27 protein-coding genes and 6 tRNA genes are annotated in these 26,057 nt (G+C 29.5%); 4 read left to right on the plus strand and 29 right to left on the minus strand.

The window, feature by feature from the left end; translation table 11 throughout:
- Positions 1-218: 218 nt before the first annotated feature.
- The 22 genes from PNO30_RS01005 to PNO30_RS01110 all read right to left on the minus strand — a co-directional run bounded on the left by PNO30_RS01005 (position 219) and on the right by PNO30_RS01110 (position 14,818).
- Positions 219-944: a zinc metallopeptidase gene (locus tag PNO30_RS01005; protein WP_318263724.1), complete on the minus strand. Its 726-nt coding sequence runs from the start codon at positions 942-944 to the stop codon at positions 219-221.
- 239 nt (positions 945-1,183) lie between these two features.
- Positions 1,184-2,491 carry a ribosome biogenesis GTPase Der gene (gene der / locus PNO30_RS01010; RefSeq protein WP_003145884.1) on the minus strand — a complete coding sequence of 436 codons (1,308 nt, stop codon included), beginning with the start codon at positions 2,489-2,491 and terminating at the stop codon, positions 1,184-1,186.
- A gap of 102 nt (positions 2,492-2,593) precedes the next feature.
- The gene (gene rpsA, locus PNO30_RS01015) at positions 2,594-3,802 is read right to left on the minus strand and encodes a 30S ribosomal protein S1 (protein ID WP_271986829.1); all 1,209 of its coding nucleotides are present in this window, start codon (positions 3,800-3,802) and stop codon (positions 2,594-2,596) included.
- Positions 3,803-3,883: 81 nt separating this feature from the next.
- On the minus strand, positions 3,884-4,615 hold the full coding sequence (trmD, locus tag PNO30_RS01020) for a tRNA (guanosine(37)-N1)-methyltransferase TrmD (protein WP_048803329.1): 732 nt from the start codon (positions 4,613-4,615) through the stop codon (positions 3,884-3,886).
- Positions 4,615-5,124, minus strand: coding sequence for a ribosome maturation factor RimM (gene rimM, locus PNO30_RS01025; protein WP_271986830.1), 510 nt, complete (start codon positions 5,122-5,124; stop codon positions 4,615-4,617). The genes trmD and rimM overlap by 1 nt, the downstream gene beginning before the upstream one ends.
- A 24-nt stretch (positions 5,125-5,148) precedes the next feature.
- A complete protein-coding gene (locus PNO30_RS01030) occupies positions 5,149-6,708 on the minus strand; it encodes a PhnE/PtxC family ABC transporter permease (RefSeq protein ID WP_271986831.1) in 1,560 nt (519 codons plus the stop codon).
- Positions 6,683-7,420 carry a phosphonate ABC transporter ATP-binding protein gene (gene phnC / locus PNO30_RS01035; protein WP_271986832.1) on the minus strand — a complete coding sequence of 246 codons (738 nt, stop codon included), beginning with the start codon at positions 7,418-7,420 and terminating at the stop codon, positions 6,683-6,685. The genes PNO30_RS01030 and phnC overlap by 26 nt, the downstream gene beginning before the upstream one ends.
- 205 nt (positions 7,421-7,625) lie before the next feature.
- Complete coding sequence (locus PNO30_RS01040; protein ID WP_271986833.1) at positions 7,626-7,973, minus strand: thioredoxin; 348 nt, start codon at positions 7,971-7,973, stop codon at positions 7,626-7,628.
- Positions 7,974-8,123: 150 nt separating this feature from the next.
- Positions 8,124-8,199: transfer RNA gene (locus tag PNO30_RS01045), tRNA-His, on the minus strand.
- A 26-nt stretch (positions 8,200-8,225) separates the two neighbouring features.
- Positions 8,226-8,298: transfer RNA gene (locus PNO30_RS01050), tRNA-Phe, on the minus strand.
- 5 nt (positions 8,299-8,303) lie between these two features.
- Positions 8,304-8,379: transfer RNA gene (locus tag PNO30_RS01055), tRNA-Asp, on the minus strand.
- A 31-nt stretch (positions 8,380-8,410) separates the two neighbouring features.
- Positions 8,411-8,485 (minus strand) — tRNA-Glu (locus PNO30_RS01060).
- 10 nt (positions 8,486-8,495) lie between these two features.
- A tRNA-Ser gene (locus PNO30_RS01065) sits at positions 8,496-8,583 on the minus strand.
- A 2-nt stretch (positions 8,584-8,585) separates the two neighbouring features.
- Positions 8,586-8,659: transfer RNA gene (locus PNO30_RS01070), tRNA-Asn, on the minus strand.
- 197 nt (positions 8,660-8,856) lie between these two features.
- Positions 8,857-9,741 carry a phosphate/phosphite/phosphonate ABC transporter substrate-binding protein gene (locus PNO30_RS01075; RefSeq protein ID WP_271986834.1) on the minus strand — a complete coding sequence of 295 codons (885 nt, stop codon included), beginning with the start codon at positions 9,739-9,741 and terminating at the stop codon, positions 8,857-8,859.
- A gap of 157 nt (positions 9,742-9,898) precedes the next feature.
- Positions 9,899-10,669 carry an RNA-binding protein gene (locus tag PNO30_RS01080; protein WP_271986835.1) on the minus strand — a complete coding sequence of 257 codons (771 nt, stop codon included), beginning with the start codon at positions 10,667-10,669 and terminating at the stop codon, positions 9,899-9,901.
- A gap of 4 nt (positions 10,670-10,673) precedes the next feature.
- Positions 10,674-10,955 carry a YggT family protein gene (locus tag PNO30_RS01085; protein ID WP_271965732.1) on the minus strand — a complete coding sequence of 94 codons (282 nt, stop codon included), beginning with the start codon at positions 10,953-10,955 and terminating at the stop codon, positions 10,674-10,676.
- A gap of 2 nt (positions 10,956-10,957) precedes the next feature.
- On the minus strand, positions 10,958-11,374 hold the full coding sequence (locus tag PNO30_RS01090; RefSeq protein ID WP_271986836.1) for a cell division protein SepF: 417 nt from the start codon (positions 11,372-11,374) through the stop codon (positions 10,958-10,960).
- A 266-nt stretch (positions 11,375-11,640) separates the two neighbouring features.
- Positions 11,641-12,789: an AI-2E family transporter gene (locus PNO30_RS01095; protein WP_271965730.1), complete on the minus strand. Its 1,149-nt coding sequence runs from the start codon at positions 12,787-12,789 to the stop codon at positions 11,641-11,643.
- Between the two features lie 20 nt (positions 12,790-12,809).
- A complete protein-coding gene (locus tag PNO30_RS01100) occupies positions 12,810-13,016 on the minus strand; it encodes a DUF1146 family protein (RefSeq protein WP_334212531.1) in 207 nt (68 codons plus the stop codon).
- 24 nt (positions 13,017-13,040) lie between these two features.
- A complete protein-coding gene (gene corA / locus PNO30_RS01105) occupies positions 13,041-13,994 on the minus strand; it encodes a magnesium/cobalt transporter CorA (protein WP_271986838.1) in 954 nt (317 codons plus the stop codon).
- Between the two features lie 68 nt (positions 13,995-14,062).
- A complete protein-coding gene (locus PNO30_RS01110) occupies positions 14,063-14,818 on the minus strand; it encodes a TrmH family RNA methyltransferase (protein WP_271986840.1) in 756 nt (251 codons plus the stop codon).
- Positions 14,819-14,939: 121 nt separating this feature from the next.
- Here PNO30_RS01110 and PNO30_RS01115 point away from each other — a divergent pair, with 121 nt between their 5' ends.
- Together PNO30_RS01115 and PNO30_RS01120 are read left to right on the plus strand one after the other, a co-directional pair.
- Entirely contained in the window at positions 14,940-15,326 is a 387-nt protein-coding gene (locus tag PNO30_RS01115; RefSeq protein WP_271986841.1) for a rhodanese-like domain-containing protein, read from the plus strand.
- A 164-nt stretch (positions 15,327-15,490) separates the two neighbouring features.
- Positions 15,491-15,751 carry a TM2 domain-containing protein gene (locus PNO30_RS01120; protein WP_271986842.1) on the plus strand — a complete coding sequence of 87 codons (261 nt, stop codon included), beginning with the start codon at positions 15,491-15,493 and terminating at the stop codon, positions 15,749-15,751.
- Positions 15,752-15,860: 109 nt separating this feature from the next.
- On the opposite strand, the gene PNO30_RS01125 is transcribed toward PNO30_RS01120, so the two are convergent.
- From PNO30_RS01125 to dnaG, 3 genes are all read right to left on the minus strand, one after another.
- The gene (locus PNO30_RS01125; protein ID WP_271986844.1) at positions 15,861-17,285 is read right to left on the minus strand and encodes a peptide MFS transporter; all 1,425 of its coding nucleotides are present in this window, start codon (positions 17,283-17,285) and stop codon (positions 15,861-15,863) included.
- A gap of 386 nt (positions 17,286-17,671) precedes the next feature.
- Positions 17,672-18,757, minus strand: a complete 1,086-nt coding sequence (gene rpoD, locus PNO30_RS01130) for an RNA polymerase sigma factor RpoD (protein ID WP_271965798.1) — start codon at positions 18,755-18,757, stop codon at positions 17,672-17,674.
- 12 nt (positions 18,758-18,769) lie between these two features.
- Positions 18,770-20,560, minus strand: a complete 1,791-nt coding sequence (gene dnaG / locus PNO30_RS01135; RefSeq protein ID WP_271986845.1) for a DNA primase — start codon at positions 20,558-20,560, stop codon at positions 18,770-18,772.
- A 428-nt stretch (positions 20,561-20,988) separates the two neighbouring features.
- Here dnaG and trkA point away from each other — a divergent pair, with 428 nt between their 5' ends.
- Both trkA and PNO30_RS01145 read left to right on the plus strand, forming a co-directional pair.
- Positions 20,989-22,368: a Trk system potassium transporter TrkA gene (gene trkA / locus PNO30_RS01140; RefSeq protein ID WP_271986846.1), complete on the plus strand. Its 1,380-nt coding sequence runs from the start codon at positions 20,989-20,991 to the stop codon at positions 22,366-22,368.
- 3 nt (positions 22,369-22,371) lie between these two features.
- Positions 22,372-23,865 (plus strand): TrkH family potassium uptake protein, encoded by a 1,494-nt coding sequence (locus PNO30_RS01145; RefSeq protein WP_271986847.1) that lies wholly within the window; start codon positions 22,372-22,374, stop codon positions 23,863-23,865.
- 21 nt (positions 23,866-23,886) lie between these two features.
- Here PNO30_RS01145 and PNO30_RS01150 read toward each other — a convergent pair whose 3' ends face one another.
- The 4 genes from PNO30_RS01150 to PNO30_RS01165 are packed head-to-tail and all read right to left on the minus strand — an operon-like array spanning position 23,887 to position 26,057.
- On the minus strand, positions 23,887-24,177 hold the full coding sequence (locus PNO30_RS01150) for a hypothetical protein (protein ID WP_271965802.1): 291 nt from the start codon (positions 24,175-24,177) through the stop codon (positions 23,887-23,889).
- Positions 24,178-24,196: 19 nt separating this feature from the next.
- Entirely contained in the window at positions 24,197-25,027 is an 831-nt protein-coding gene (rsmI, locus tag PNO30_RS01155; protein ID WP_271986848.1) for a 16S rRNA (cytidine(1402)-2'-O)-methyltransferase, read from the minus strand.
- On the minus strand, positions 25,028-25,339 hold the full coding sequence (locus PNO30_RS01160; protein ID WP_271986850.1) for a GIY-YIG nuclease family protein: 312 nt from the start codon (positions 25,337-25,339) through the stop codon (positions 25,028-25,030).
- A complete protein-coding gene (locus tag PNO30_RS01165; protein ID WP_271986851.1) occupies positions 25,323-26,057 on the minus strand; it encodes a tRNA1(Val) (adenine(37)-N6)-methyltransferase in 735 nt (244 codons plus the stop codon). The genes PNO30_RS01160 and PNO30_RS01165 overlap by 17 nt, the downstream gene beginning before the upstream one ends.

Below are 26,057 nucleotides of genomic sequence, written 5' to 3' on the forward strand. Positions count from 1 at the left end.
ATATCTAAAAAGCTTTTATAAAGCGAATTTAGATATCAATAAACCACTGCGTCTATGAATTTTCATATAAACCTTGTTAAAATTTAGGACTTTTGAGTCAGCCCCTTTTTGATTAACCCTAATATAAAAAAATAAACGACTAGGAAATCGTGATTTTATGAAAATCTTGACTTCTAGTCGTTTTTTATTATTTTGACCGCATTGGTTAATATTAATTATTAGTCTCTATTACTACTATTTAATAAAATAAAAATGAATCTTAATAGTTCCATTAAAGCAACCATCGCTGCTGCTACATATGTTAATGCTGCTGCAGTTAGAACTTTACGACAGTGTCTGTGTTCTTGGTCATCTACGATATTTAAATCAACTACTTGCTCTAAAGCACGTTTTGAAGCATCGAACTCTACTGGCAGTGTTACTACTTGGAATAGTACTGCAAATAGCATAAATCCTACTCCAACCCAAGCAATAGTATAACCAAATTGTCCGATTAATCCTGTTAATAAGAATCCTACCATAATAAGAATAGTTGATAAGTTTCCTCCAAGATTTGCTAATGGTACTAGTGAGTGTCTCCATCTCATTGGTTTGTAGTCTGCTACTTTATCTTGAATAACGTGACCAATTTCGTGTGCAGCAATTGCAACTGATGCAACTGTTGGTTGATCATGTACGATTGGTGATAAAACTACAACATTATTAGTTGGATCATAGTGGTCTGACAATTCAACCTCACCTCTAACTACTCTAACACCTGTAATTCCATTTGCTTGCATTATTATTTCTGCAACTTCTTTTCCAGTTAATCCTGATTTTGTTCTTACTTTTTTATATCTTTCGTATGTTCTTTTTACTTTGAATTGAGCCCATAAAGGGATTAACATAATTAGTAAAAAGTAAAGTATATAACTTCCTGACATTCCATAATATCCTAATGGCATATAGATTACCTCCTAATTAGTAAATTATATAAGTTAAATTATACCATGTTCTAAGTATATTTTCTAGTATTTTGACTAAATTTTACCATTAAATTTTATTGAAAATAATGAGGGGTGTTTCCATTATTTCTTTCATAAAATTATTAACATAAAAGAGCAGTTTTAAAATCATTTTAGAACCACTCTCTTATCGTTTTATTAAGTTAATGTTTTAAAATTTGAATAACTAATCTATTCCACTAGTTTCTTTGTCTTGCTAATAGTTTAATAGGAGTTCCTTCAAAGTTAAATGAATCACGAATTCTATTTTCTAAAAATCTCTCATATGAGAAGTGCATAAGTTCTGGATAATTCACGAAAAACACGAATGTCGGTGGATTAATCGCAACTTGTGATGCATAGAAAATATTAAGTCTTTTACCTTTATCTTGTGGTGTTGGATTCATAGAAACAGCATCCACAACGATTTCGTTAAGTGTAGAACTTTGAATTCGACGTTGTCTATTTTCATAAGATTCTTTAATTAATGGGAAGATGTTAAATACACGTTGTTTTGTTTTTGCAGAAACATATACGATTTTCGCATAATCTAAGTATGCAAAACTATCTCGAATTTTTTCTTCAAATTCTTTCATAGTTTTATCGTCTTTTTCAATCGCATCCCATTTGTTAACAACGATGATTACACCTTTTCCAGATTCGTGAGCATATCCGGCTACTTTCTTATCTTGTTCAATAATACCTTCCTCGGCATTAAGAACAACTAAGACGACATCTGAACGTTCAATAGCTTTAAGAGAACGAAGAACTGAATATTTTTCACAACTTTCATATACTTTACCACGTTTTCTAATACCGGCTGTATCGATTACGACATACTCATCTCCATTATGTTTAAAATCAGTATCTATTGCATCTCGTGTTGTTCCAGCGATATCAGAAGCAATTACACGTTCTTCTCCTAAAATAGTGTTAATTAAACTAGATTTCCCAACATTTGGACGTCCTATTAGAGAGAATCTAATCTTATCATCTTCTTCCTCTTCTTCTAGAACTTTAAAGTTTTTACAAACTTCATCTAATAAGTCACCGATACCTAAACCGTGTGATCCAGAAATTGGGAATGGATCTCCAAATCCTAATGAATAGAAATCATAAATCATATGGTTCATATCAAAATTATCAATTTTATTTACTGCAAGAACTACTGGTTTATCAGTTTTATATAATAATTTTGCAACTTCTTCATCATCACTAGTAACACCATCGCGACCGTTTGTTAAGAATATAATTACATCGGCTTCATCTATAGCTAATTCAGCTTGTGCTCTGATTTGTTTTTGGAATGGAGTATCTTCTAACTCAATTCCCCCTGTATCAATCATGAAGAATGAATAGTTCAACCATTCTGCTTTTGAATAAATTCTATCACGTGTAACACCTGCTACATCTTCTACGATAGAAAGTCTATCACCAATAATTTTATTGAAAATTGTAGATTTACCTACATTAGGTCTACCTATTATCGCAACTGTTGGTTTTGCCATGTTTTTCCCTCCATATCTTTAAATTTTTACTTTATCTTTATACCTAAAAAATAAAAGCAATAGACAAGCTATCTACTGCCTTTATTTCTCTATTTTTTCAAATTAAAGTTCGATGTCTTTAAATTTGTCCCCTAAACTAAATGAAGTATCTTCATCTTTTAAGTAAGAAGTATCGTATTCTGCTTCTTCTTTAACTTCTTCTTTAACTGGTTTTTCTAAAAGTTCTTTGATTGATAGAGATAATCTTTCGCTTTCGAAATCAAATTCTAATACTTTTACAGTAACTTTGTCACCTTTTTTAAGAACGTCTTCTACGTTTGTTACTCTATCATGAGAAATTTGAGAAATGTGAACTAATCCTTCAACTTCTGGTAAAACTTCTACGAAAGCACCGAATGCAGTTGTGTTACGAACAACTCCTTCCAGTACATCCCCAGCTTTAATTGTAGCACGAGCTACTTCCCATTGAGTTGGTAATAAAGTTTTTGCTGAAAGTGAAATTTTTTCATTTTCTTTATCTACAGCGATAACAGCAACTTTAACTGTATCCCCAACTGAAAGTACGTCAGAAACTTTTTCTACACGAGCGTGAGAAATTTCTGAGATGTGAAGTAATCCGTCAACTTCACCAATGTTTACAAAAGCACCGAAGTCAGTAATACGACTAACTTTACCTTCAATAACATCACCTTCATTAATGTTACCATAAACTTCTGCTAATTTTTTAGCTTTTTCTTCTTCTAAAATTGCACGTCTGTTTAAGATAATTTTATTTTTAGATTTATCCACTTCTTCAATTTTGAATGTGTATTCATTTCCTACAAATTTAGATAGATCTTTTCTAAATTTAGTGTCGATATATGAACCTGGGATAAACGCACGTAATCCTTCTACGTCTGCTAATAATCCACCTTTAGTTTGTCCTGAAACTGTAGCTTGAATTAATTCTCCGTTTTCGAATTTTTCAATAATTCCAGTCCAAGATAATTCCATTAATTTTTTATATTCAGCATTTTCTAAAATTTTGTGTGATAAATAAATTACACCAGGTACGTCTTCTGATCTCTTTTCACGGTCAGCTCTGATTCCTGTTACTTGAGCTTCTACTTCATCGCCAACTGATAATACTTCTTCAATATTTTCGAATGGTTTTCTTGTAATTTGATTACGTAAAATTACGCAGTCATATTGAGCTCCTGCTACATCAACGTATACTTTATCGTTATCGATTTTAGATACTGTACCAGTTACTTTATCTCCTTTTTTCAGCATTTCTGAGCTATTTAATAATTCCTCAAATGAAGTTGTCATTACTTCTAATCCTCCTGTGCTTACAATACATACTATATTAATATTATACATCAAAAATACAGTTATGTCATTTATTTTATGTTAATTTTTTAATTCTTTTTTTATTTCATCGAGTAATTTTGTTTCTTCTTTACTCAATTCATAGTTATCTAGTAAATCTGGACGTCTTAGATATGTTCTTCGTAGACTTTCTTTTTTTCTGTAAGTTTCTATATTCTTATGATGTCCACTTGTCAGCACATCAGGAACTACCATCCCTTTGTAGTCTTTTGGTCTTGTGTATTGTGGATATTCTAAAAGACCAGTTGAAAATGAATCATCTTTATGAGATTCTTCTTTCCCTAATACATCTGGTACAAGTCGAGCAATACTATCAACCATAGTCATCGCAGCAAATTCCCCACCAGTTAAAATGAAATCTCCAATTGAGAGTTCATCAGTTACAAGGTATTCTCTAATTCTTTCGTCGTATCCTTCATAATGACCACAGATAAAAATTAAATGCTCTTCTTCTGAAAGTTCCTCAGCTTTTTTCTGACTAAATCTTTCTCCTTGAGGACATAATAAAATGATACGTGTTTTATCTGTTTTATCTAAACTTTCAACAGCATTAAATATTGGTTCAGGTTTTAAAACCATACCTTGACCACCACCGAATGGATAATCATCTACTTGATTATGCTTATTCCCAGAGAATTTACGATAATCTACTATATTTATGTCTAATAACTTATTATCTTTTGCTTTCCCTAAAATCGAATGATTTAACGAATCAAACATATCAGGAAATAACGTCAGTATATCAATTTTCATTAGTCAATTAGTCCTTCCATAACTTCGATATCTATTTTCTTATTCTCAACATCTATTTTCTTCACTACATCCTCAATATATGGTATCAAGATTTCTTTACCGTTTTGAGATTTTATAACCCAAACATCATTAGCTCCTGGTGTTAGGATTTCTGAAATTTCACCTAAAGATTTCCCATTTTCATCAAAAACTTCACATCCAATGATTTCATGAAAGTAGAATTCATTTTCTTCCAACTCACCAATATTATCTGAATCAATTTTAATTTGTAGATTTTTAAGTTTTTCAGCTTCTTCAATCGAGTCAATCCCAACAAACTTCACTAAAAGGTTGTTTTTATGAGTTCTATAACTTTCTACAGTCACTTCTTTTACAACTTGATTACCACGTGTTATTAATAATTCAGTGCCTTTTTCAAAGCGTTGCTCTTCAAAATCTGTAGATGAAATTACTTTCACCTCTCCTCTCAATGAGTGAGTATTTACAATTTTTCCTACTTTTAAACGCATTTGATCCTCCTATGTACTCTTATACTATTTTTTAACTTTCATTCTAATTAAATATGATATATTTTCTATAATAATTATAGAAAGTGATAACCCAATTAATAATGTTGAAATTCTGTTCCAATTTCTATATTCTATATTATTTACAAGTAAATGTCCAATTCCACCTGCTCCAACCATACCAAGTATAGTAGAATTTTTAATATTTGATTCAAATCTATACAACACTATAGTAACAAATTCAGGGAAATATCCATTAAATATTATTTTTATATAACTAATGAAACTTCCAAGACCTAAACTCTTCGTCATTAAAAGTACATTAGTATTTATCCCTTCTAGAACTTCATTATACATTTTTGTCATTACACCAACTGTATAAATGTATAATGCAAAAAAGCTACTGATTGCCCCTGGTCCAAATCCTCTAAAGAATATTAAAGCTACTATTATCGGCGGAAATGTTCTTAGTATATTTATGAAAATTTTCATACTTAGCGCTTTATATTTACCAAATAAATTAACCGAAGATAAGTAAGATGTGAAAATCGCTGTTACTGCGGCAAATATCGTTGCACTAAAAGCTATTTCAATGCTTACCATTAACTCGCTCAACATCTTTGGTACATATGCCAGATCAGGATTTATAATTCCATTTCCCAGCACCTTCAACTGTTTTAATCCTATTAAAAACCTTTCTTGGGTAATGGTAATATATTTAGTGACATACAGAATACTTCCAACTAGTACTATAGGTGTAACAACTCTAATAGTATTTTTTCTAAAAATAAATTTATCAAAAGTTAGTTGTGAAGAATTACTATAATTTCTAAAAAAGTAACTCACTAAATCGATAAAAAATATTAGAATTACTAGAGTAAGTATAATTATTGATACTCTATCATACCTCAAATGATTCAGCTCTTGCCACAATCTTTGACCTATTCCACCTGCTCCTACTAAACCTAGAACACTTGCTCCACGAATACTAGACTCTAGCGTTAAGAAATATATCGAAACCACCTGTGGTTTTAAGTTAGAAAGAATTGCATTTTTATATATAATAAATTTTGAACTTCCTAGTGACTCCATTGCCTCTAGCTGTTTAATCTCTACTTCTTCTGCATACTCCTTAAGCAATTTAGACGCCGTAAGAAAATTAATTAAATAAATACTTACAAATCCACTAAATACACCTGTACTAAATAAACTAACAAGAATAGCCGCAATAATTAGAAAAGGTATTGTTCTAAAAATAGAAAACACAGCACTGAATAATTTAGGTATTATTTTTAATTTAAAAAGCACATTTGTCAATATCGGTAAAAACAATAAAGCTGTAAATAATGCTAAAATCGATGAAAACAATGCTATATTTATCGTTTCAATTATAGGTTGTTTTAACTCACCCAAGATTGAAAAATCAACAGGATACATTCGCCCTAATAAGTTCTGTATTCTTTTAAAACCTACTGAAAAAGTTTTTGCATCATATTGCATAAACGCAATCAAGATAATACATACTATAAATATGCTAGCTAATATTTTATTTATATATTTTTTAATTATAAAGTTCTTCAAATTCATCTTTAGTCACCATATCAGAATCTTTATAAAATAAAACTTTTCCGTCTTTCAATCCTAAAATTTTTGTACTATATTTTTTCGCAAGATTTACATCGTGTAAATTGATTAAAACAGTAATATCTTTTTCTTTATTTAATTTCTTAAATGTATCCATTATAAGAGTAGTGTTCTTTTCATCTAAACTACTCACAGGTTCATCAGCTAATAAAAATTTCGGATCTTGTGCGAGCGCCTTAGCGATTGCTACCCTTTGCTTCTGTCCACCAGATAAATACTTAGACTTTTTAAAAGCCTCCTCTTCTAAACCAACCTGTTTTAAATAACCTACTCCTTCATTATACTCTTTCTTAGTATAACCAAGTAAAAGGCCTAATGGAGATTTTTTTACTAAATATGGAGTCAATACATTTTCAACTGTATATAAATTATCAAGAACATTATAATCTTGGAATATAAATGCAATTTCTCTTCTAATAAGCTTTAATTTCTTCTTATTGTAATTGACTATATTTTCACCAGCTATATTAATTTCTCCAGATTTAGGTTTATTCAATAGATTTAAGCAACGTAATAAAGTTGATTTACCAGCACCACTCTTTCCCACTACTGCTACAAATTCTCCTTGATCAACATTAAATGAGATGTCATTTAATATACTTTTTACTCCATAGTTAAATACTAGATTTTTAACTTCTAACTTCTCACTTTTCACTTCATCACCTCATTATCATATAATGAATTTTAAAATAAACTAATTCTAACTTTAGTAAAATTTTATAAGTACTATTATATCACTTAAAATAGTTTTTTTCAGTATTTTGCTACTAAATTTAGTACATTTATTAAACTGTTTACATTTAATTAAAAACAATCGTAAAATAATAAACTCGCCTATATTAAATAGACGAGTTATATTATTATTTAATGAATGTTGTAATTTCTTCTACAGATAAGCTAGAATCACATACAACTTTAACTTCACCAGCTTCAGCAACTAATAATCCTGGTACAGTTCTAACTGCATATTTTTCACGTAATGATTCAATTCCTGAGGCATCAGAAAAGTCTTCAGAATTAATAAAGAATGCTTCTACTTTATTAGAAACAACGACTTCACTTAATTTTGGCATGAATCTTCTGCAGAATGGACATGATGATCTACCAATAAATAATACAAATTTCTCTTTTGATTCAATTTTTTCAAAAGCAGTTTTTGAATCTATTACTTTAAAGTTCTCTAAATCTTGTTCGAATGTTTTTTCCATGTTATTTTATCTCCTTAAGTTTATAGGTCTAATTTTACTCTTATTTTTTAAAAATTTCTATTTATATGCTTACAAACTTTAAAATTCCATTTTATATAGAAAAAAAGAAGTAATGTACTTCTACACTACTTCTTTGCTAATTTCTAAAAATGGGGCGGCTGAGGGGAATCGAACCCCCGAATGTCGGAACCACAATCCGATGCGTTAACCACTTCGCCACAGCCGCCAAAATATTAATTTTAAATAAAAAAATGCCTTGAGACAGAGTCGAACTGCCGACACATGGAGCTTCAATCCATTGCTCTACCAACTGAGCTATCAAGGCAAAAATGGCGGTCCCGACGGGAATCGAACCCGCGATCTCCTGCGTGACAGGCAGGCGTGATAACCGCTACACCACGGGACCTAACTCTTATTCTCAATGTATTTAATTCAAATGGTGACCCGTACGGGATTCGAACCCGTGTTACCGCCGTGAAAGGGCGGTGTCTTAACCACTTGACCAACGGGCCAATAAAAAAACGGAGCAGGAGGGATTTGAACCCTCGCGCCGGTTTCCCGACCTACACCCTTAGCAGGGGCGCCTCTTCAGCCTCTTGAGTACTACTCCAACTCCACAGGCAGGACTCGAACCTGCGACCCTCTGATTAACAGTCAGATGCTACTACCAACTGAGCTACTGTGGATAAATATTTGTGTTCCTAACGAACAATATTTATTATACAAAAGTATTAACATAATGTCAATACTTTTGTATAACTTTTTTTATTTTTTCAATTACATATTTAAGAACTCTCTATTATCCCTGATAAAATAACATTTTTAAAATTCAGTTTTAAATATTTTTTTTTATTGAATTAATATTTTTTTGAAATTATTCGTATTATTTTACTTTATTCAAATCAATATTCATTTTTTCAGAGATTCTCACTATAGCTTTATATGCGTCATTATTTGGTTCTTCAAAACCAGTAATACTGAATAGATTTGTTAAAATCTGAATTGTTTCTTTATCATTTTGAATATCTAATAAGGCCTGTTTAATTTTTTTCTGTGTTTCTTCATCTAAATTATTTGATGCTACTACTGTTACTCCTGGTATTAGCTCACTTTTTGCTATTGGTGTAACATCTTCTTTTAGCGTAGGAAATTCTTTTGTATATTTTCTAATTACATTTTCATAGCTAGCTACTGCATCTACATCTTTATTTAGTAATAATTGTAAACTTTTGTCATGACCTCCACTAAATTGATACTGTATGTCTTTGTCTAAATCAATTCCAGCATCTTTCAACATTGCACCAGCATAAATGTAACCTGAAGCAGATGAAGGATCAACAAAAGCAATTTTTTTCCCTTTCAAATCAGCTAAGCTTTTTATATTAGAATCTTTTCTAACAAAGACTTCTGCAAAATAACCAGGTTTTCCACTAGTACTTCTTCCTACTAGTAAGTTTTTTGTATTACTTTGCTTATTAGAAAGCACTGCAGAAAATGGAGGTACCAACCCAAAATCAACACTTCCACTACCTATACCTTCTATCACCCCAATATAACTACTAGCAGTGAATACCTCAACTTTCATCCCTAGTTTATCTCCTAGAGCTTTAGCAAATGGTGATAAATCGTCTACCAGCTTTTCACTATTACTACTTGGTACTACACCAAGTTTTAACACTTTTTCTTCTTTAGTTGAACTCTTTTGTGAACAACCAATTAAAGAAAATACCAATAAGAAAGAAAAAATAGTTAATAATATTTTTTTCATTTTACTTACCTCATAATTATTTGTATAAATTTGTTTTATACAATTGAGTATAGCACAATACACTCAGCAATAAAATGAAAACGCTCATTTTTTGAAAAATAATAAAAAATTGTCTCAAAATACGACTTTATGTCGATATATTGAGACAATCATTTGATTAAATTAATTTTGATATTGTAATTCTATATTTTAAACTCTTTTTGTTTTGTTTGTATTCTTTAACCACGAATCTTCCGTACTTCCTAATAGAAATTATATCTTGAATTGCGCAATTTTTCTCACCATTTCTAACGATTACATGGTTTAACTTTATAAAATCTTGATCTAAGAACTCTTTCACCTTACTTCGAGACTTATTAGTAATTTTTGCCACTATTGAATCTAATCTAAATGAAGAACTTACTATTTCAAAATCTTCATATTTCTTTTCTATAGCAACATCAGCTAATTCAACTCTCTCGAAATTTAGATTTACTCTACCAGCTTTCGTGAATTCCATCGATATATAGTCGGCAATTTCTTCATCAACAAAAATATAAACTTCATTCTCAAGAACAACAATATCCCCAAATCTATTTATATTAATACCTAAGTTATGAATTGCACCTAAAATATTTCTATGTTCGATCTTGTTAAATTTATTATTATATTTAGCTTTCAAGCAAACAATATCATAATCTACATCATAATATTCATTTGAAATAATCTTTGCTTTCTTTTTCTCAGCATCATTATATCCACCAAAAAATTCTATTTTAAAATCACTATAATTATATGCAACTATTTGTTCTAAAATTACCTGTTCGAAATTAGTTAGAAACTTTGTAACAGTATTTCTATTTTCCACAAAACTTATACTTTGCAAAAGTTTCTCGGCTACTTCTTTTTGTTCTACTGATGCTTGCTGTAAAAAATTTAATTTTTTCATAATACTATACTGTTTTAAACAACAACGCTATTATAAGGTTTTGTATTACACTTAATACAATAAGCGCTACGACAGGCGAAATATCCAACATTCCAATAGGTGGTATGAACTTTCTAAATAGTTTTAAATATGGTTCACAAATAGCTTCTAGAAATTCTACTATAAAATTATTTTTGATTTGCGGTACCCATGATGTTAAAATATACGCTAACATACTGTATTCATAAAAATTAAATAAATAAATTATGAATTTATATACCCAAAAATATTCTGTTATATTTAGCAAAATTAATACTCTCCTTCGTAAAAGTCTCCTGAAACTTCAACTCCATTAGGAACACATAGATAAATATCTTCACCTATAGTTTTTAATCTTGCTCCAAGTGCGTAGATTCCACCTGAAATAAAGTCTAACAATCTATCTGAAGTTTCTACATCTAATTTACTTAGATTAATAATAACTACCTTGTTACGTTTAATATCATCAACTATATCTTTGCTATCAGCGAAAACTAAAGGTTCTGTTAATATTACATTATTTGTTCTTCCTGATGGTTGACTTTGTACGTTTGGTTTACTTTGCACTGGATTCTCCTTTTTTACAACTCTTTGTTTTGGTTGTTCTTGTCTTACTTCTTCTCTTTCTACTACTTCATCTTCAAAATCATCTTCATTAACGAATAAATTATTGAATTTTTTCATCATACTCATATTCTCAAACCTCAACTTACTTATATTTAACTACAATATTATAGCATATTTCTAGCAATAATGAAAATGATTTACTACTATCTACCTTTTTTATATATTTAAAATTATATTAATTTTTCAAAATACATTTCTAATATCAATATATACCATCATAATTATTAATTGACTTATTAAATTATGTCCAGCTCAAATACCTATTTCTTAAGTTCGAAAATAAAAATGAACCTTAGAGTTATAAACTCTAAAGCTCATTTTATTATTTACCCATAAAATTTATCGTATCTTTCTTTTAGAGATATTAATAGTTTAGAAATTAATACTTTCAATATTGAATAAACAGGTATTCCTAAGATAGCTCCAACTACACCCGAAATATTCACTCCTATCAAGATTACAAAAATAACTGTTAAAGGATGCATATTCATGCTTCGTCCCATTATGTTAGGGGAAATTATATTTCCTTCTAGAAACTGTACAACACCCCAAACTACTAACATTTTAACTACCATAACCCAACTTGTTGACGCTGCAACTAACATTGCTGGTGTAATAGCAATAACCGGTCCTAAATAAGGAACTATACTTAAAAATGCAGCAATAGTAGCTAGTGAAAATCCATAGTGTAATCCTATCACATTATACCCTATAAATAACATCACTCCTATGCATAATGAAACTAGCATTTGACCTTGGATATACGATCCTACTTTGTCATCAATTTCATCAATTGTTTCTGCAACTGGTTTTTCTAATTTTTTTGGTAATAAACTTATTACAAACTTATTGAATTTAGATGCATCTTTTAATAAGAAAAATAGCACGAAAGGCATAGTTACCAACACCGAAGCCGTTGAAGAAATAGATGAAACTATCCCCTGTGCAACTGATGTTGCAATCGTTATTAATCTTTCACTAATTTTCGAAGCATTTAAGTTTGTATTAACATACTCTACAACCACTTGAACATAAGCATTATCAGAATATTCTTCTAAATACCCTTTTACAATTTCAACATATCTAGGCATTGCTGTAATCAGGTTTTGCGTTTGCTCTACAATTATAGGTACTACTCCAATAATAACAATTAGTACCGTAATTATACCAACAAAAATCGCAAGTAGACTCGCAGAAAATCTTGAAATTTTCTTAGAAAAGAAATTTACAAGTGGATTTAACATGTAATAAAATACATACGCTACTATTATCGGTGTAATTATACTAGAAATTATTGTATTTATTGGAGTAAATATATAAGAAATTTCTGTATATAAATAAATAGCGATTCCTAATAAAATAACTATTAATAATATATAGATTATGAATTTCCCTCCAATAAAAGCTAATAATTTATCTTCTCTAGATTTTTCTAATCTTGATTCTCTTTTATTTTTTTCTAATTCTTTATCCATACAATTTCCTTTCTATTGAATTACTTAACTATAGTTAAAGATAATTCATAAATTGTAATAATAGTCTTATAAGCAATATACCCCAGCGCAAAGGAAGCTAGACTTACAAAAACTTTAATTTCTCTAGTACTGTTTTTTTTGAAAATTTTACTAAAATCAATTCTTAACATAGAGAAATTCGCTAATAATATCATAAAAAACAAAACTGTCAGTTTAAAAATACTCATAAGTAATCCTATATACTTAATATGTTATTTAAACATATCAAGCCACCCTTTTTTCTTGAATACCCAAAGCATTCCAAGTGCAATCCCGAACATTATAGCAACAACTAAAAAATACCCGTATTGCCATTCTAACTCAGGCATATTTTTAAAGTTCATACCGTACAATCCTACTATGAAGGTTAACGGAAGGAAAATTGTAGATATAACCGTTAGGGTCATCATAATATTGTTCGATTTCAATGAGTTATATGTCATGAAGTTTTCACGGATATCACTAGCTAACTCACGGTTCGCTTCTATAATCTCTGTTTGTTGAACAAGGTCATCATATATATCGTGGAAATACTTTCTATCATTATCAGTCATTTCGACACGACGAGAAACTAAAAATCTATGCAATACTTCTCGCATAGGTCTCAATCCACGACGAAGCTTTAATAAGTCACCTCTTAATTCAAAAACCTCATCCATAATCTTGCTTCCAGATTTATAAAAATCAGATTCTTCAATTTCATCTAAACGGTTCTCGATTTTTGAAATAATCGGAATATATCCTTCAACTATTTCTGAAACTAGCATATGCATTACATGTAATGGTGAATATTCTGCGCCACGTTGAAGAATTTTAGGTACTATTTTATTAACATAACGTATATGTGAGAGGTGGAACGTTACGATATAATTTTTTCCAACAAACATGTTAAGTGTTTCATAATCATCATCTATATTTTTTAAAACATGAGACACTAAGAATATTTGTTGTCTTGAAATTTCAATTTTTGGTCTTTGTAAAAGTGTTAAACAGTCTTCTATTAAAAGTTCGTGAAACTTAAAGAATGTTGTTAATAGATTAATTTCACTACGTGTTGGAGTATCAAAGTCAACCCAATACCACGCTATATCTTGATCTTTAAGTCTTTCTAAACTAATATCAGTAAGAATGTCACCTTTTTTATCTACTGCCATAGTTTTTAACATTAGATTTCACCTCTCTCGTTATTTTCACAATTACAATAATACCACACTTATAAAAAATAGTAAATTAATTATTTTAAATTGGTAGAAATATAGTGCATCACAATTCCAGCAGCAATAGAAACATTCAGGCTTTCTGCTTTACCAGGCATCGATATTTTAAGCAAGTTATTTACTTTACCTAATATTTCTTCACCTACACCTGCACCTTCATTACCAAATATTACAGCAACATTTCCTGTAATATCATCTAACTGTTCTATGTATTTATCTGCTTTTAAACTTGTTGCGAAAATACTAAAATCTGTCATTTGATCCAGTAAATCTAATAAATCCACATTATCAAAACAATCTAGATGAAAGTTACTCCCTTGTGTGCTTCTAATAACTTTTTGTCCATATAAGCTAGTTGTACCTTTACCTAAAATAATACAATCAAAAGCAAATGCATCGGCAGTTCTAATAATTGTACCTAGATTTCCAGGATCTTGAACTCTATCTAGAATAACAACTTTCTTATATTTACTTATATCCAATCCTTTATTTTCTATACAACAAACTGCTATAATTCCTTGTGTAGTTATAGTATCAGATAAATGTCTCATTACACTATCAGTAACTTTAGTAATCTCTCCTTCAAAAGCTTCAATTAATTTATACTCATCAAAGCTTTCAGAAATAACAATTTCTTCAACTACATTCACCTGCATAGCTTCTTCTACTAAATGTTTTCCTTCTATCAAATATTTTCCATATTTTTTTATATTTTTATTCTCTTTTAATTTTTGTATATCTTTAATTTTCTTATTACTAACTGATGATATCATTTTTTCTCCAATAAATTTATTTTGTACTTTTAGCTTTCATAATAATTATAAACAATATTGAAGAAATATTCAAATTATGATATAATTCACTTACAGATATTACAATAAAAAGGAGTTCATTATGTCATCATTCTTACTATCAACAATAGTTATTGTGGTCGTTTTAGGTGCAGTTGGACTTTTTAATTACTTCAGATTAAAAGGTGCTGTAACAAAACTTCCTTATGAAGAATTTAGAAAAGATCTTAGAAAAGTTCAATTAATTGATGTTAGAGAAAAAGAAGATTTTAAATACGCTCACATTAACGGTGCTCGTAACATGCCATCTTCTCAATTCAATTTCCTTTATACATCTTTGAGAAAAGACCAACCTATTTATCTTTGTGATAAAAATGGAACATTAGCTCCTCGTGCTGCCCTAACTCTTAAAAAGCACGGATATACAAATGTATATATGCTAAAAAATGGTCTACAAGATTGGAAAGAAAACCTAAAAACTAAAAAATAATTTTTAAGTACTTAATTTAATCTTAATAAAGATTGTTAAGTACTTTTTTTATTTTTAAAGATTTTTATCATTTATACCTATAAAATAATGCACTGATAATTATTTATTGAACACTACTATAATTTATGGTATTATATGCTTAAATTACAAATGGAGGTCAATTTATGACTAAATATTACTATGATCCTAATATGAATCGTGGATACATTCCCGGAAGATACGTTAACAAAATTGTATATCTTCTAATTACATTTTTCTTAGGACATTTTGGAATTCAATATTTTTATGTTGGAAAAAATTTTAAAGGAATACTGTGCCTATTATTTTGTTGGACATTCATTCCATCGATTATAGCTGTTTACTCATTTATAATTACACTATTTAGACCAGCTAATGAACACGGTGATATTTTTATCCATTATTAATTAGGTAATGAATTCAAATGCTACTTAAATACTAAAAAACAATAAACTCAAGGCTATCACATTCGTAATAACCTTGAGTTTTTATTATTTTTACCGTCTTTATTTTTTATTAAGCTACTTCAGCTTCTTTTTCTTCAGCATCAGCGATAGCTTTTGCTTCTTCTTCTAATTTATCAATATGCATATATTTATTTAAGTATCCTTTAAGTAGAACTAATACTGCACCAAGAACAATAACTACTCCTCCAATATAAGTAAATACTTGAGTATAATTTAATTGAACTGTTAATTTAGCTAAGTATCCAGAAATAATATTTGCTAATGAGAATGTTAGATACCAGATACCCATTGCTAATGATGCGTATTTTGCTGGAGCAAGTTTATTGAACATTGCCATTCCGATTGGAGATAAAAACAGTTCCCCAACTGTTAATAATACATATGTTAAAAGAACATACATGATGTTAATTTTCATTCCACTTTCAACATCGCCATTGATTGTGTTTAATCCCAATACCATTACGACGAAAGCTAATCCTGAAATTATCATTCCTAGACCCATTTTAGTACCAGTATCTAAGTCTCCTCGTTTTGTTTTGCTTAATTTAACCCAAAATGCACCGAACACTGGAGCTAAAATTGCACATAATAAACCATTGAATGAAACTAACCAAGGTGTTGGCACTGTCCATCCGAAGATATTTCTATCCACCGCTTTTTGAGTTAAAATTGCAAATGATGTTTGAGTTTGGAACCAAGCAGCCCAGAATAAAGTTGAGAAAACAAACATTACTGCCATAGCTTTCATTCTATCCATGTCAATTTTTGTTAATGGGTGATTAACAGATTTTTTAGCAGCTTTACTTGCTGTCGGATATTTACCTTTATCTTTTAACCAAGTAGGAGCAAAAAATGCAAATACTGCAAATTGTAAGAATGCAAGTGCAGCAGCAGCTAAGAATCCAACACGATATCCATATGATACAATTTTTCCATCATTAGCAACATTTGCAAACCAACTGTCTGTAATTAATCCGAATACTATTGGCCCAAATAAACTACCAATGTTAATCGCCATGTAGAAGATACTGTATGCTGCATCTTTCATCGTAACTTGGTCACGCTCATATAAGGCACCAACTATAGCACTAATGTTACCTTTACCAATACCCGCTGCAACTAGTAAAAGAATTAAACTTGAAATTACTGTCCATAATTCACTAGTTGAAAAGTATAAAGCAATATAACCTATACAACTAAATAATGTCCCTAAGATAATAGATTTTTGAAGACCTAGGTATTTATCTGCTAACCAACCACCAATAAGAGCCATCATATATCCTGCAGCAGCATAGTAACCATATAATGTTACCGCGAATCCTTTTTCAAGACCTAGTCCACCTTCTGATGTTCCAGTTGTGAAGAATAGAATCATGAATCCTATGATACCATAAGCATAAAAGTTTTGTATAACAGTCGTAACATTTACAAGATGAAGACCTTTAGGATGTTTCATTTTTTCTTTCTTTTCCATAATAACTTCCTCCTTAATTTATTTATTATATCTTCATCTGTTATTATATATTAAGCGTTTCTCAAAAGCAATTTATATTTTTTTTTTGAAATCATCTCTATTTGTTCACATAAATATATTTTACTATTATACTTAAGTTTTGTATTATAACAGTAAATTTTAACCTTATTTTATTTGTATTTTTTTAATACAAACTCTATAATATGTAAATAATTCATTATCGACGTCTCATTACAAAAAACATAAAAAATAAAGCAGTTTTTACACTGCCTTATTTTTTTAATGATTTTTTTATGTTTATTAAAAGTTATTTGGACTTACCCACTTTTTGCCCACTAGTAAAAAATTTAACCATTGAAACCTTATTACATCAACGTTTATCAGACTTACTCCATGAACCCCTTCAGTTTGTTAAGCTTAGATGGGTGTTTTAATTTTCTAATAGCTTTCGCTTCAATTTGACGGATACGCTCACGTGTTACCCCAAACGCACTACCTACTTCCTCAAGTGTGTGAGTCTTACCATCTTTTAGACCAAAACGTAATTTCAATACATTTTCTTCACGATCAGTAAGTGTTTCTAAAATCTCTTCTAGTTGTTCTTTTAATAATTCGTTAGCCGCATGCTCTACTGGAGATTGTGCATCTTTATCTTCGATAAAATCTCCTAAATGCGAATCATCTTCTTCACCAATCGGTGTTTCTAATGATACAGGTTCTTGAGCTATTTTTAGTATCTCACGTACTTTTTCTGGCGTCATATTCATTTTTTTAGCGATTTCTTCCGGTTTAGGTTCACGTCCTAAATCTTGAAGTAATTGTCTTTGAATACGAATCAGACGGTTAATTGTTTCAACCATGTGAACAGGGATACGAATTGTTCTAGCTTGGTCAGCAATAGCACGAGTAATCGCTTGACGAATCCACCATGTAGCATATGTTGAGAATTTGAATCCTTTTGAGTAATCGAATTTTTCAACAGCTTTAATTAATCCCATATTTCCTTCTTGAATTAAGTCTAGGAATAACATTCCACGTCCAACATAGCGTTTTGCAATACTTACTACAAGACGTAAGTTAGCTTCAGCTAAATCTTTTTTAGCTTGTTCTTTTTCCGCTTCTGTTCCTGTTTCAATAATTTTAGAAAGTTCTAATTCTTTTTCTTTTGATAATAAAGGAACTTTACCAATTTCTTTTAGGTACATTCTTACAGGGTCATTTGTTCTGATTCCCGCTGGAACTGATAAATCTTCTAAATCTAGTTCCTCTTCCTCTTCTTCTACATGATTTGCATTAATTAAAATAATGTCTTCATTATTTAATTCTTCATAGAAATCATCCATCGCTTCTGAAGAAATGTCTAATTTTGATAATGCATCTACAATCTCTTCTTGAGTTAATTCACCCTGTTTTTTACCTTTTTCTAACAATTCTTTTTTTATTGTTTCAAAATCTTTTGCTTTCTTAGCCATGTTCTTCTCCTTCTATTTCTTATACTTTTTCAACTGTGATAGTAACTCTTTTTGAGTTTCTACATCCATCTCTTGGATTGCAACCCTAAGCCTATCTTTTATCTCTTCTAATGTTATTTGATTATTTGAAAAATACTTGATATAGTCACTTACAACTTCTACAGTTGGATTTTCTTCTATTAGAAAATCTGTTTCATCAATATAAGTTGCAAGTCTGACAACCTCATCATCTTCAATACTATGAATGAATTTATGAATATGAAACTCAAGATTATTATTATAGTAAATAACCAAGTAATCCATAAGATTCACAAATACTTCTTGTGGAAAATTGCATTTCTCTAGATCATTGTATTTTTCAATAAACAATGCCCTATCAACAAAAAAGTATTTAAATAACTTGCACACCTTTTTGTCATAATTCGTTACTCTAAACAGCTGTTCTGGATTAGACGGTGCTACCCATTCTACAGCCGCTTGTTTTCTTTTCACATTCACTTGACCTAATTCTCTAAGAAGAACTTGTCGTTCGATTCCGAACTCCTCTGCCAAATTAGTAAGCAATATGTATCTTAATGATTCATCTTCCATATAAGCAATATTTTTAAGTAATTCATTTTTATACTGAATTCTTAGTTCAATATTAGTCTTAGAATCATTTTTACAATATTCAATTTTATAATTAATAAAGTGTTCTTTATTATTTTTTATATAGTTTACAGCATCAAAATCTTGATTTTTAGAATTTTTATCTGATAAAAACTCATCTAAATCTTTAGCCCCAGAAAATTTTAATTTATAGACATTATCAGTAGTCTGGATAATTCTATTCCCAATTTCTATCTGTGCTTTTGAACCAGCCTCATCATTGTCTAAACTTAATGTGACCTTCTTCACAAGTGATAAAATCTCTTTTAATTTATTATTGTCTATATTTGTCCCCATCAAAGCAACAGCATTCTTTATACCATTTTGATGAGCTTTAATTACATCCATATAACCTTCACATAATATTACTTCATTCTCTTTAGCTATAAAAGCTCTCGCATCCGAGAAGTTATATAAGACTGTTCTTTTTTCAAAAATTTTCGTTTCATGCGTATTGTAGTATTTCGCAACACTTTTGTCCGAAGACATAGTTCTCCCCGAAAATGCTACAACCTGATTTTGATTATTTTTTATAGGAAACATTACTCTGTCTTTAAAAACATCATAATAATTGCCACTTTCATTTTTTCCTAATAGTCCGGCTTCAACCATTAAATCTAAATTAATTTGATTAGAATTAAAAAAGTTTAAAGCTATGTTATTATCACGGGGAGCATAACCTATGTTAAAGTATTTAATAACATCGATACTCAGTCCCCTATTTAATAAGTAATTAAGTGCTTCTTCAGCCTCTTTTGTATTTAGTAAAATATAGTTATAATAATCTGCTAAAAGCATGTGCCCATAATACATTATGTCCAGCTCATTATTCAAATCGTAATTAGCTTCTAAATTCACTTTTGACTCTATATTCAGCCCTAACCTTGCCCCAAGCTTTACGATTGCCTGATTATACGTAATATTTTCAATTAGCGAAACAAATTGGAAAATATTCCCACCTTTACCACATCCAAAACAATGGGCTATTTTTTTCTCCGGAGAAACAGTAAACGATGGTGTTTTCTCATTATGAAACGGACATAAACCTAAATAATTTTGTCCTCTTTTTTCTAATTTGACATATTCACTAACTAGACTAACTATATCAATATTATCAAAAATATAGTCAATGTCTTGTTTAGATATTTTTGCCACCTTATTCCTCCTCTTCCTCAATTTACCATTAAGAATAAATGATTAGATTATTTCCCAACACTAATTATAACATAAACAAAGGTATTTTAATAGACTTTGTTAAAATATTTATATTATCACTCTAAGTTAATTTTCCTTTTCAAAGTTAATATTATATTATTTCTATAATCATACATTAAGATTTTATTATGATAAGTTTCATTAGAATATTACTGCTGTCAATTCTATAGTATAAAGATTAAATATTCCAAACTCACTTAAAATGATATTTTTAAAAGATTATAATTATACATTTTGTTAAGATATAAATTTAATCAAACTTTTCCTTAAATCTGCCTATTATATCACGTCAATCATAAGTAAAATCATATGATATAGCAATTTCTCTCAATTTAGGTTATAATATGAATATCATTAAAAAAAGGAGTATGAAAGTGAAAGTAATTATAGTCGGTGGTGGTAAAGTCGGAGAGCTTCTTTGTGCCGATTTTTCTAACACATTTGATGAAGTCACAATTATAGACACAAATGAGCGTCGTGTTGAAAAACTCGTTGAAACCTATGATATTAACGGACTTATTGGTAATGGTGCAAATTCAGACGTTTTAGCAGAAGCAGATGCAGCTAATTCTGATATGTTTATTTCTGTTACTACAAGTGATGAAATCAACATGATAGCTTGTATTGCAGCTAAACAAATGGGTGCAAAATATACAATAGCGAGAATTCGTAACCCTGAATATTCTAAAACAAAGGAATTCATTAAACAATCTTTAGGAATAGATCTTATGGTTAACCCTGAGTACGAAGCAGCTAAACAAATTTTCTATATGCTTAAGTATCCTACCGCAACAAAAGTAGAAAGTTTTTCAAACAATAAATTTAATATTTTAGAAGTATTAATAAGTGAAAATAGTTTACTAAAGGGTGTTTCACTTATTGATAGTAGAAAATACATTGATTTCCCTTCACTAGTATGTTTAGTAGAAAGAAAAGGAGACGTGTTCGTTCCTCGTGGGAATTATGTATTTGAAGTTGGAGATAAAGTTCATATAACTGCTTCAAATAAAAATTTAAAAAAATTTTATAAACTTTTAGGAAATAAAGAAAATTTAGAAAAGAAAATAACTTCATCTTTAATAATAGGTGGAGGGAAAGTAGCCTACTATCTTGTAGAATTTTTACAAAAAGCATCTTTCTATACTAAAGTAATAGAAATTGATAAAGAAAGGGCAATCTCTTTCAGTGAAACATATCCTGAAATTGATGTTATTTGGGCTGACGGCAGCGATCGTGATACTTTAATTGAAGAAGGTATCCAGACATTTGATAGTTGTATATCTTTAACTGGTTTAGATGAAGAAAACATTATAATTAATTTATATGCACATAAACTTGGAATTAAGAAAACAGTAGCAAAAGTTAACCGTGCATCTCTAAAACAGATAGCTGAGGATATCGGTCAATATTCTTATATCACTCCTAAAGAAATAGTAGGAAATATAATAAAAAAACATACAAAATCGTTGCAATGTAGGCGCACAACAGATATAGAAAACTTCTATAGGATATCAAACAATAAAGCTGAAGTAATTGAATTTAAAATCTCAAGTGAAAATTCAAAAGTTATCGGTATTAAATTAAAAGATCTTGATATTAACGATAATACTCTTATAGCATTTATAATTCGTAATAATAAACAAATCTTCCCAAATGGTGATGATGAAATTAAAGTGAATGATAATGTCGTTGTAGTTAGTTATCAACAGAAAATTGAACATATCGATGATATTCTTGCTAGGAGGTAATCTATGAATTTTAAAATGATTTTTAACGTTCTAGGTAAAATACTTATTCTTTTAGCCGCTTTACTAATACTTCCTACAATTATTTCATTAATATATAAAGAACCTACTTATGTGACTAACTCATTTTTAATTACTATAATGATATGTTTTATAATATCATTATTACTACATTTTTTAACAAAAGATGTTACCGAACGTGATTTCTATAAAAGAGAGGGTTATGTAATAGTTACCCTTACTTGGGTTATTTTTTCATTAATTGGAGCTCTTCCTTTCTATATTTCAGGAGAGATACCTCATTATATTGATAGTTTCTTTGAAACAGTAAGTGGTTTTACTACTACTGGTTCAACTATACTAGAAGATATTGAGACTTTAAGTAAAAGTTTACTTTTTTGGAGAAGTTTCACACACTTTATAGGTGGTATGGGGGTTATTGTATTCGCTTTAGCAATTTTACCAAGATCTCCTCATACTATTCATATAGCAAAAGCTGAAGTTCCAGGGCCTTATTTCGGGAAAGTTGTATCTTCTATGAAACAAACAGCAATTTATCTTTATGGAATATATATGGCACTTACAGTACTTCTATTTATATTCTTAATGTTTGGTGGGGTTGGATTTTTTGATAGTATAAACCTAGCTTTCTCTACTGCTGGAACTGGTGGTTTTTCAGTAAGAAATGCGGGAATTGCATATTACAACAGCACTTATGTTACAGTAGTAATTGCGATATTTATGCTTATTTTCTCAATGAATCTAAGTTTACTTTACTTTATTATTTTTAAAAGATATTTTAAAGTATTAAAAAGTGAAGAACTAAGATGGTTCTTTGGAATGATTGGTATACTTTCTGTAATCATGTTTTTAGATATCTACCGTTCATATGATACGCCAAACCATAGTTTATTAGATGTATTTTTTACAGTTTCATCTGTTGTATCTACTACAGGTTTTACATATAATGACTTCAATATTTGGCCAGTATTTTCAAAAATGATAATCTTAATACTAATGATTGTTGGAGGATGTACAGGAGGAACTGCTGGTGGAATAAAAATTCCACGACTTATTTTCTTCGTTAAAAATGCCAAACTAAGTATAAGTAAAGCTTTAAATCCAAGGAAAATAGCAATGGTTAAAATCGATGGGAAAGTAATAAAAGATACCACTCCACTTTCTAACTATTTACTATTATTCGGATTTGTATATGTTATTATACTATTCTTAATAACATTCCAAATTAATGACTTTGAAGATGCAATTTCTTTAACAGTTACATCAATCAGTAATGCTGGACCAGCATTCAATCACTATGGTCCAATGAGTAACTTCTCACAAATACCATATTTTACTAAAATAATATTATCTATATCAATGCTATTAGGACGTTTAGAATTAATGCCATTAATAGTATTCTTCTCTGCTAATACATGGAAAAAACGTAGAAAAAAAGCTAGAGAAAGTCAAAGAATAATTAATAATTTTAATGAGTAAGATGAAACAAAAAGACGAGTTCTACTTATAGATCTCGTCTTTTATCATTGAAACTATCTCTTGAATTTCTTCATTAATTCGTTCATCAAGTTCCTCTTTTGTAATTAATTCATCATTATGAGCTTCGGTATATCCTAAAATTATACCTAGAGAATTCTTAACATTATGCAACATAATTTTTTTCTTCTGTTCATTTTTATCTAAATCTGAACTTCTTCTATATATTAGATATATATTTAGGAATACAAATACTGTTAAAGGTAGGAAAAATATTTTAATGTGAATTGCGGCAATTAGAAATATTATTATCAATACATTTACTACTATGAAATTAATCATATTTTTCATGATATAAACTATAAACCTCTTTTTTATTTATGCCATATTCTTTAGCAGTATTTTTAATAGCTTCTGATTTTTTTTCACCATTTTGCACTTTTTCATAAATTATTTCTACGATATCATCAAGATTAAGTTCATCTTTTTCTTCATCTTTTGAAGGAGAAATAATAACAACAAACTCCCCTTTTTCCTTAATCTCTTCACCCAACATATCTAATATTATACTAGCTTCAAATGTTTCAATTTGTTCAAACATCTTTGTAAGTTCTCTCGCTACTGCAATTTTTCTTGTTGGGGCGATTTTTACGATTTCTTCCACTAAGTTCTTCACTCTGTGTGGACTTTCATACAAAATACCAGTTGTTTTTGAGTTTAAAATAATTTCTAACTTTTGTTTAAGTTCTTTAGTTTTTCGTGGTAAAAATCCGTAAAAAGTATAATTATATGATTCTATTCCACTTGCCACTAATGCAGTAAGTCCCGCATTAGCACCAGGTAGGGCTACAACCTCTAAATCAGCACTTTTCACTTTTTCTACAAGTACATACCCTGGATCTGAAATACATGGCATACCAGCATCTGTTACCAACGCTATTTCTAGTCCCTCCCCTAAGTATTCTATTATTTTATCACTCATCTTATCTTCATTATGTTCATGGTAACTAAGTAGTTTTTTACCTTTTATTTCATAATGGTTCAATAATTTTTGTGTATTCCTTGTATCTTCACAAGCTATAATATCCGCTTCTTTTAGCACCCTTAATGCTCTTAAAGTAATATCTTCCAAATTACCTATTGGCGTTCCTACTAAATATAACATTTATTTTTCCTCTATTTTTTTATTTAAATCTTTTACTTCTTGCCTTTTACTTGCATCCAAATTTAATAAAATATATTCTTCTTTTTTAGTACGTGTTAATTTCTTAAATAAACTTTCAGCTCTCGTCGCTTCACTTTTAGTCTCAAATCCTTCAAAATATAAAAGTTTTACCGGTACTCTCACCCTAGTGTATTTCGCACCTTTTTTTGCATTATGAGTTTTTATTCGTCTAACAATATCTGTCGTATACCCAGTATACCAAGTTTTATCACTACACTCAACTACATACATAAAACTACTCATAAATACCATACACTTTCTTCATCTCTTCAGTATAACTACCATCTTCATTATAAATATAAAATGGTTGTTCTACTTTAATATCACTTACTTTTGAGATACTACCTTCTATTAATACAATTTTACTAGTATCACTTGTTGCTTTACTATAAACAAATCTAATTCGTTTAATAGCTAAGCCATTTTTTTCACATTCAGAAATAATATCACTTATTCTGTATGTTCGATGTACCATAGCAAATTTACCATTTTGTTTAACCAAATATCTTATTGCTTTTACAATATCACTTAAATTACATAGAATTTCATGACGTGAAATACTATGATTATACTTCTCACGTTGATTCGGCATATTCTCCACTGGAAAATACGGAGGATTACAAATTACATAATCAAATGATGATGGTCTATAATATTCTTTCACATTCTTCACATCACCATTTCTTATCTCTATATTCGTAATTCCATTAAGTTCTAAGCTTTTTTTAGTTAGTTCAACTAGATCTTCTTGAATTTCTAACATTTCAATCTTAGCGTCTGACTTTTCTCTTAGAATAATTGAAATTCCACCATTGCCACTACAAAGTTCAATTATATTTTTTTTGAAACTTCTCGGTACATTAGAAAAATAAGGAAGTAAAAAAGAATCTGTTGACATACTATAATGATCAACCTTCTGCAAAATTTTATAATTTTTTGAAACTAAATCAACTCTCAAATTCTCTTCCAT

This window comes from Gemella haemolysans (assembly GCF_028308085.1).
In the GTDB taxonomy this organism is placed as follows: Bacteria; Bacillota; Bacilli; order Staphylococcales; family Gemellaceae; genus Gemella; species Gemella haemolysans_D.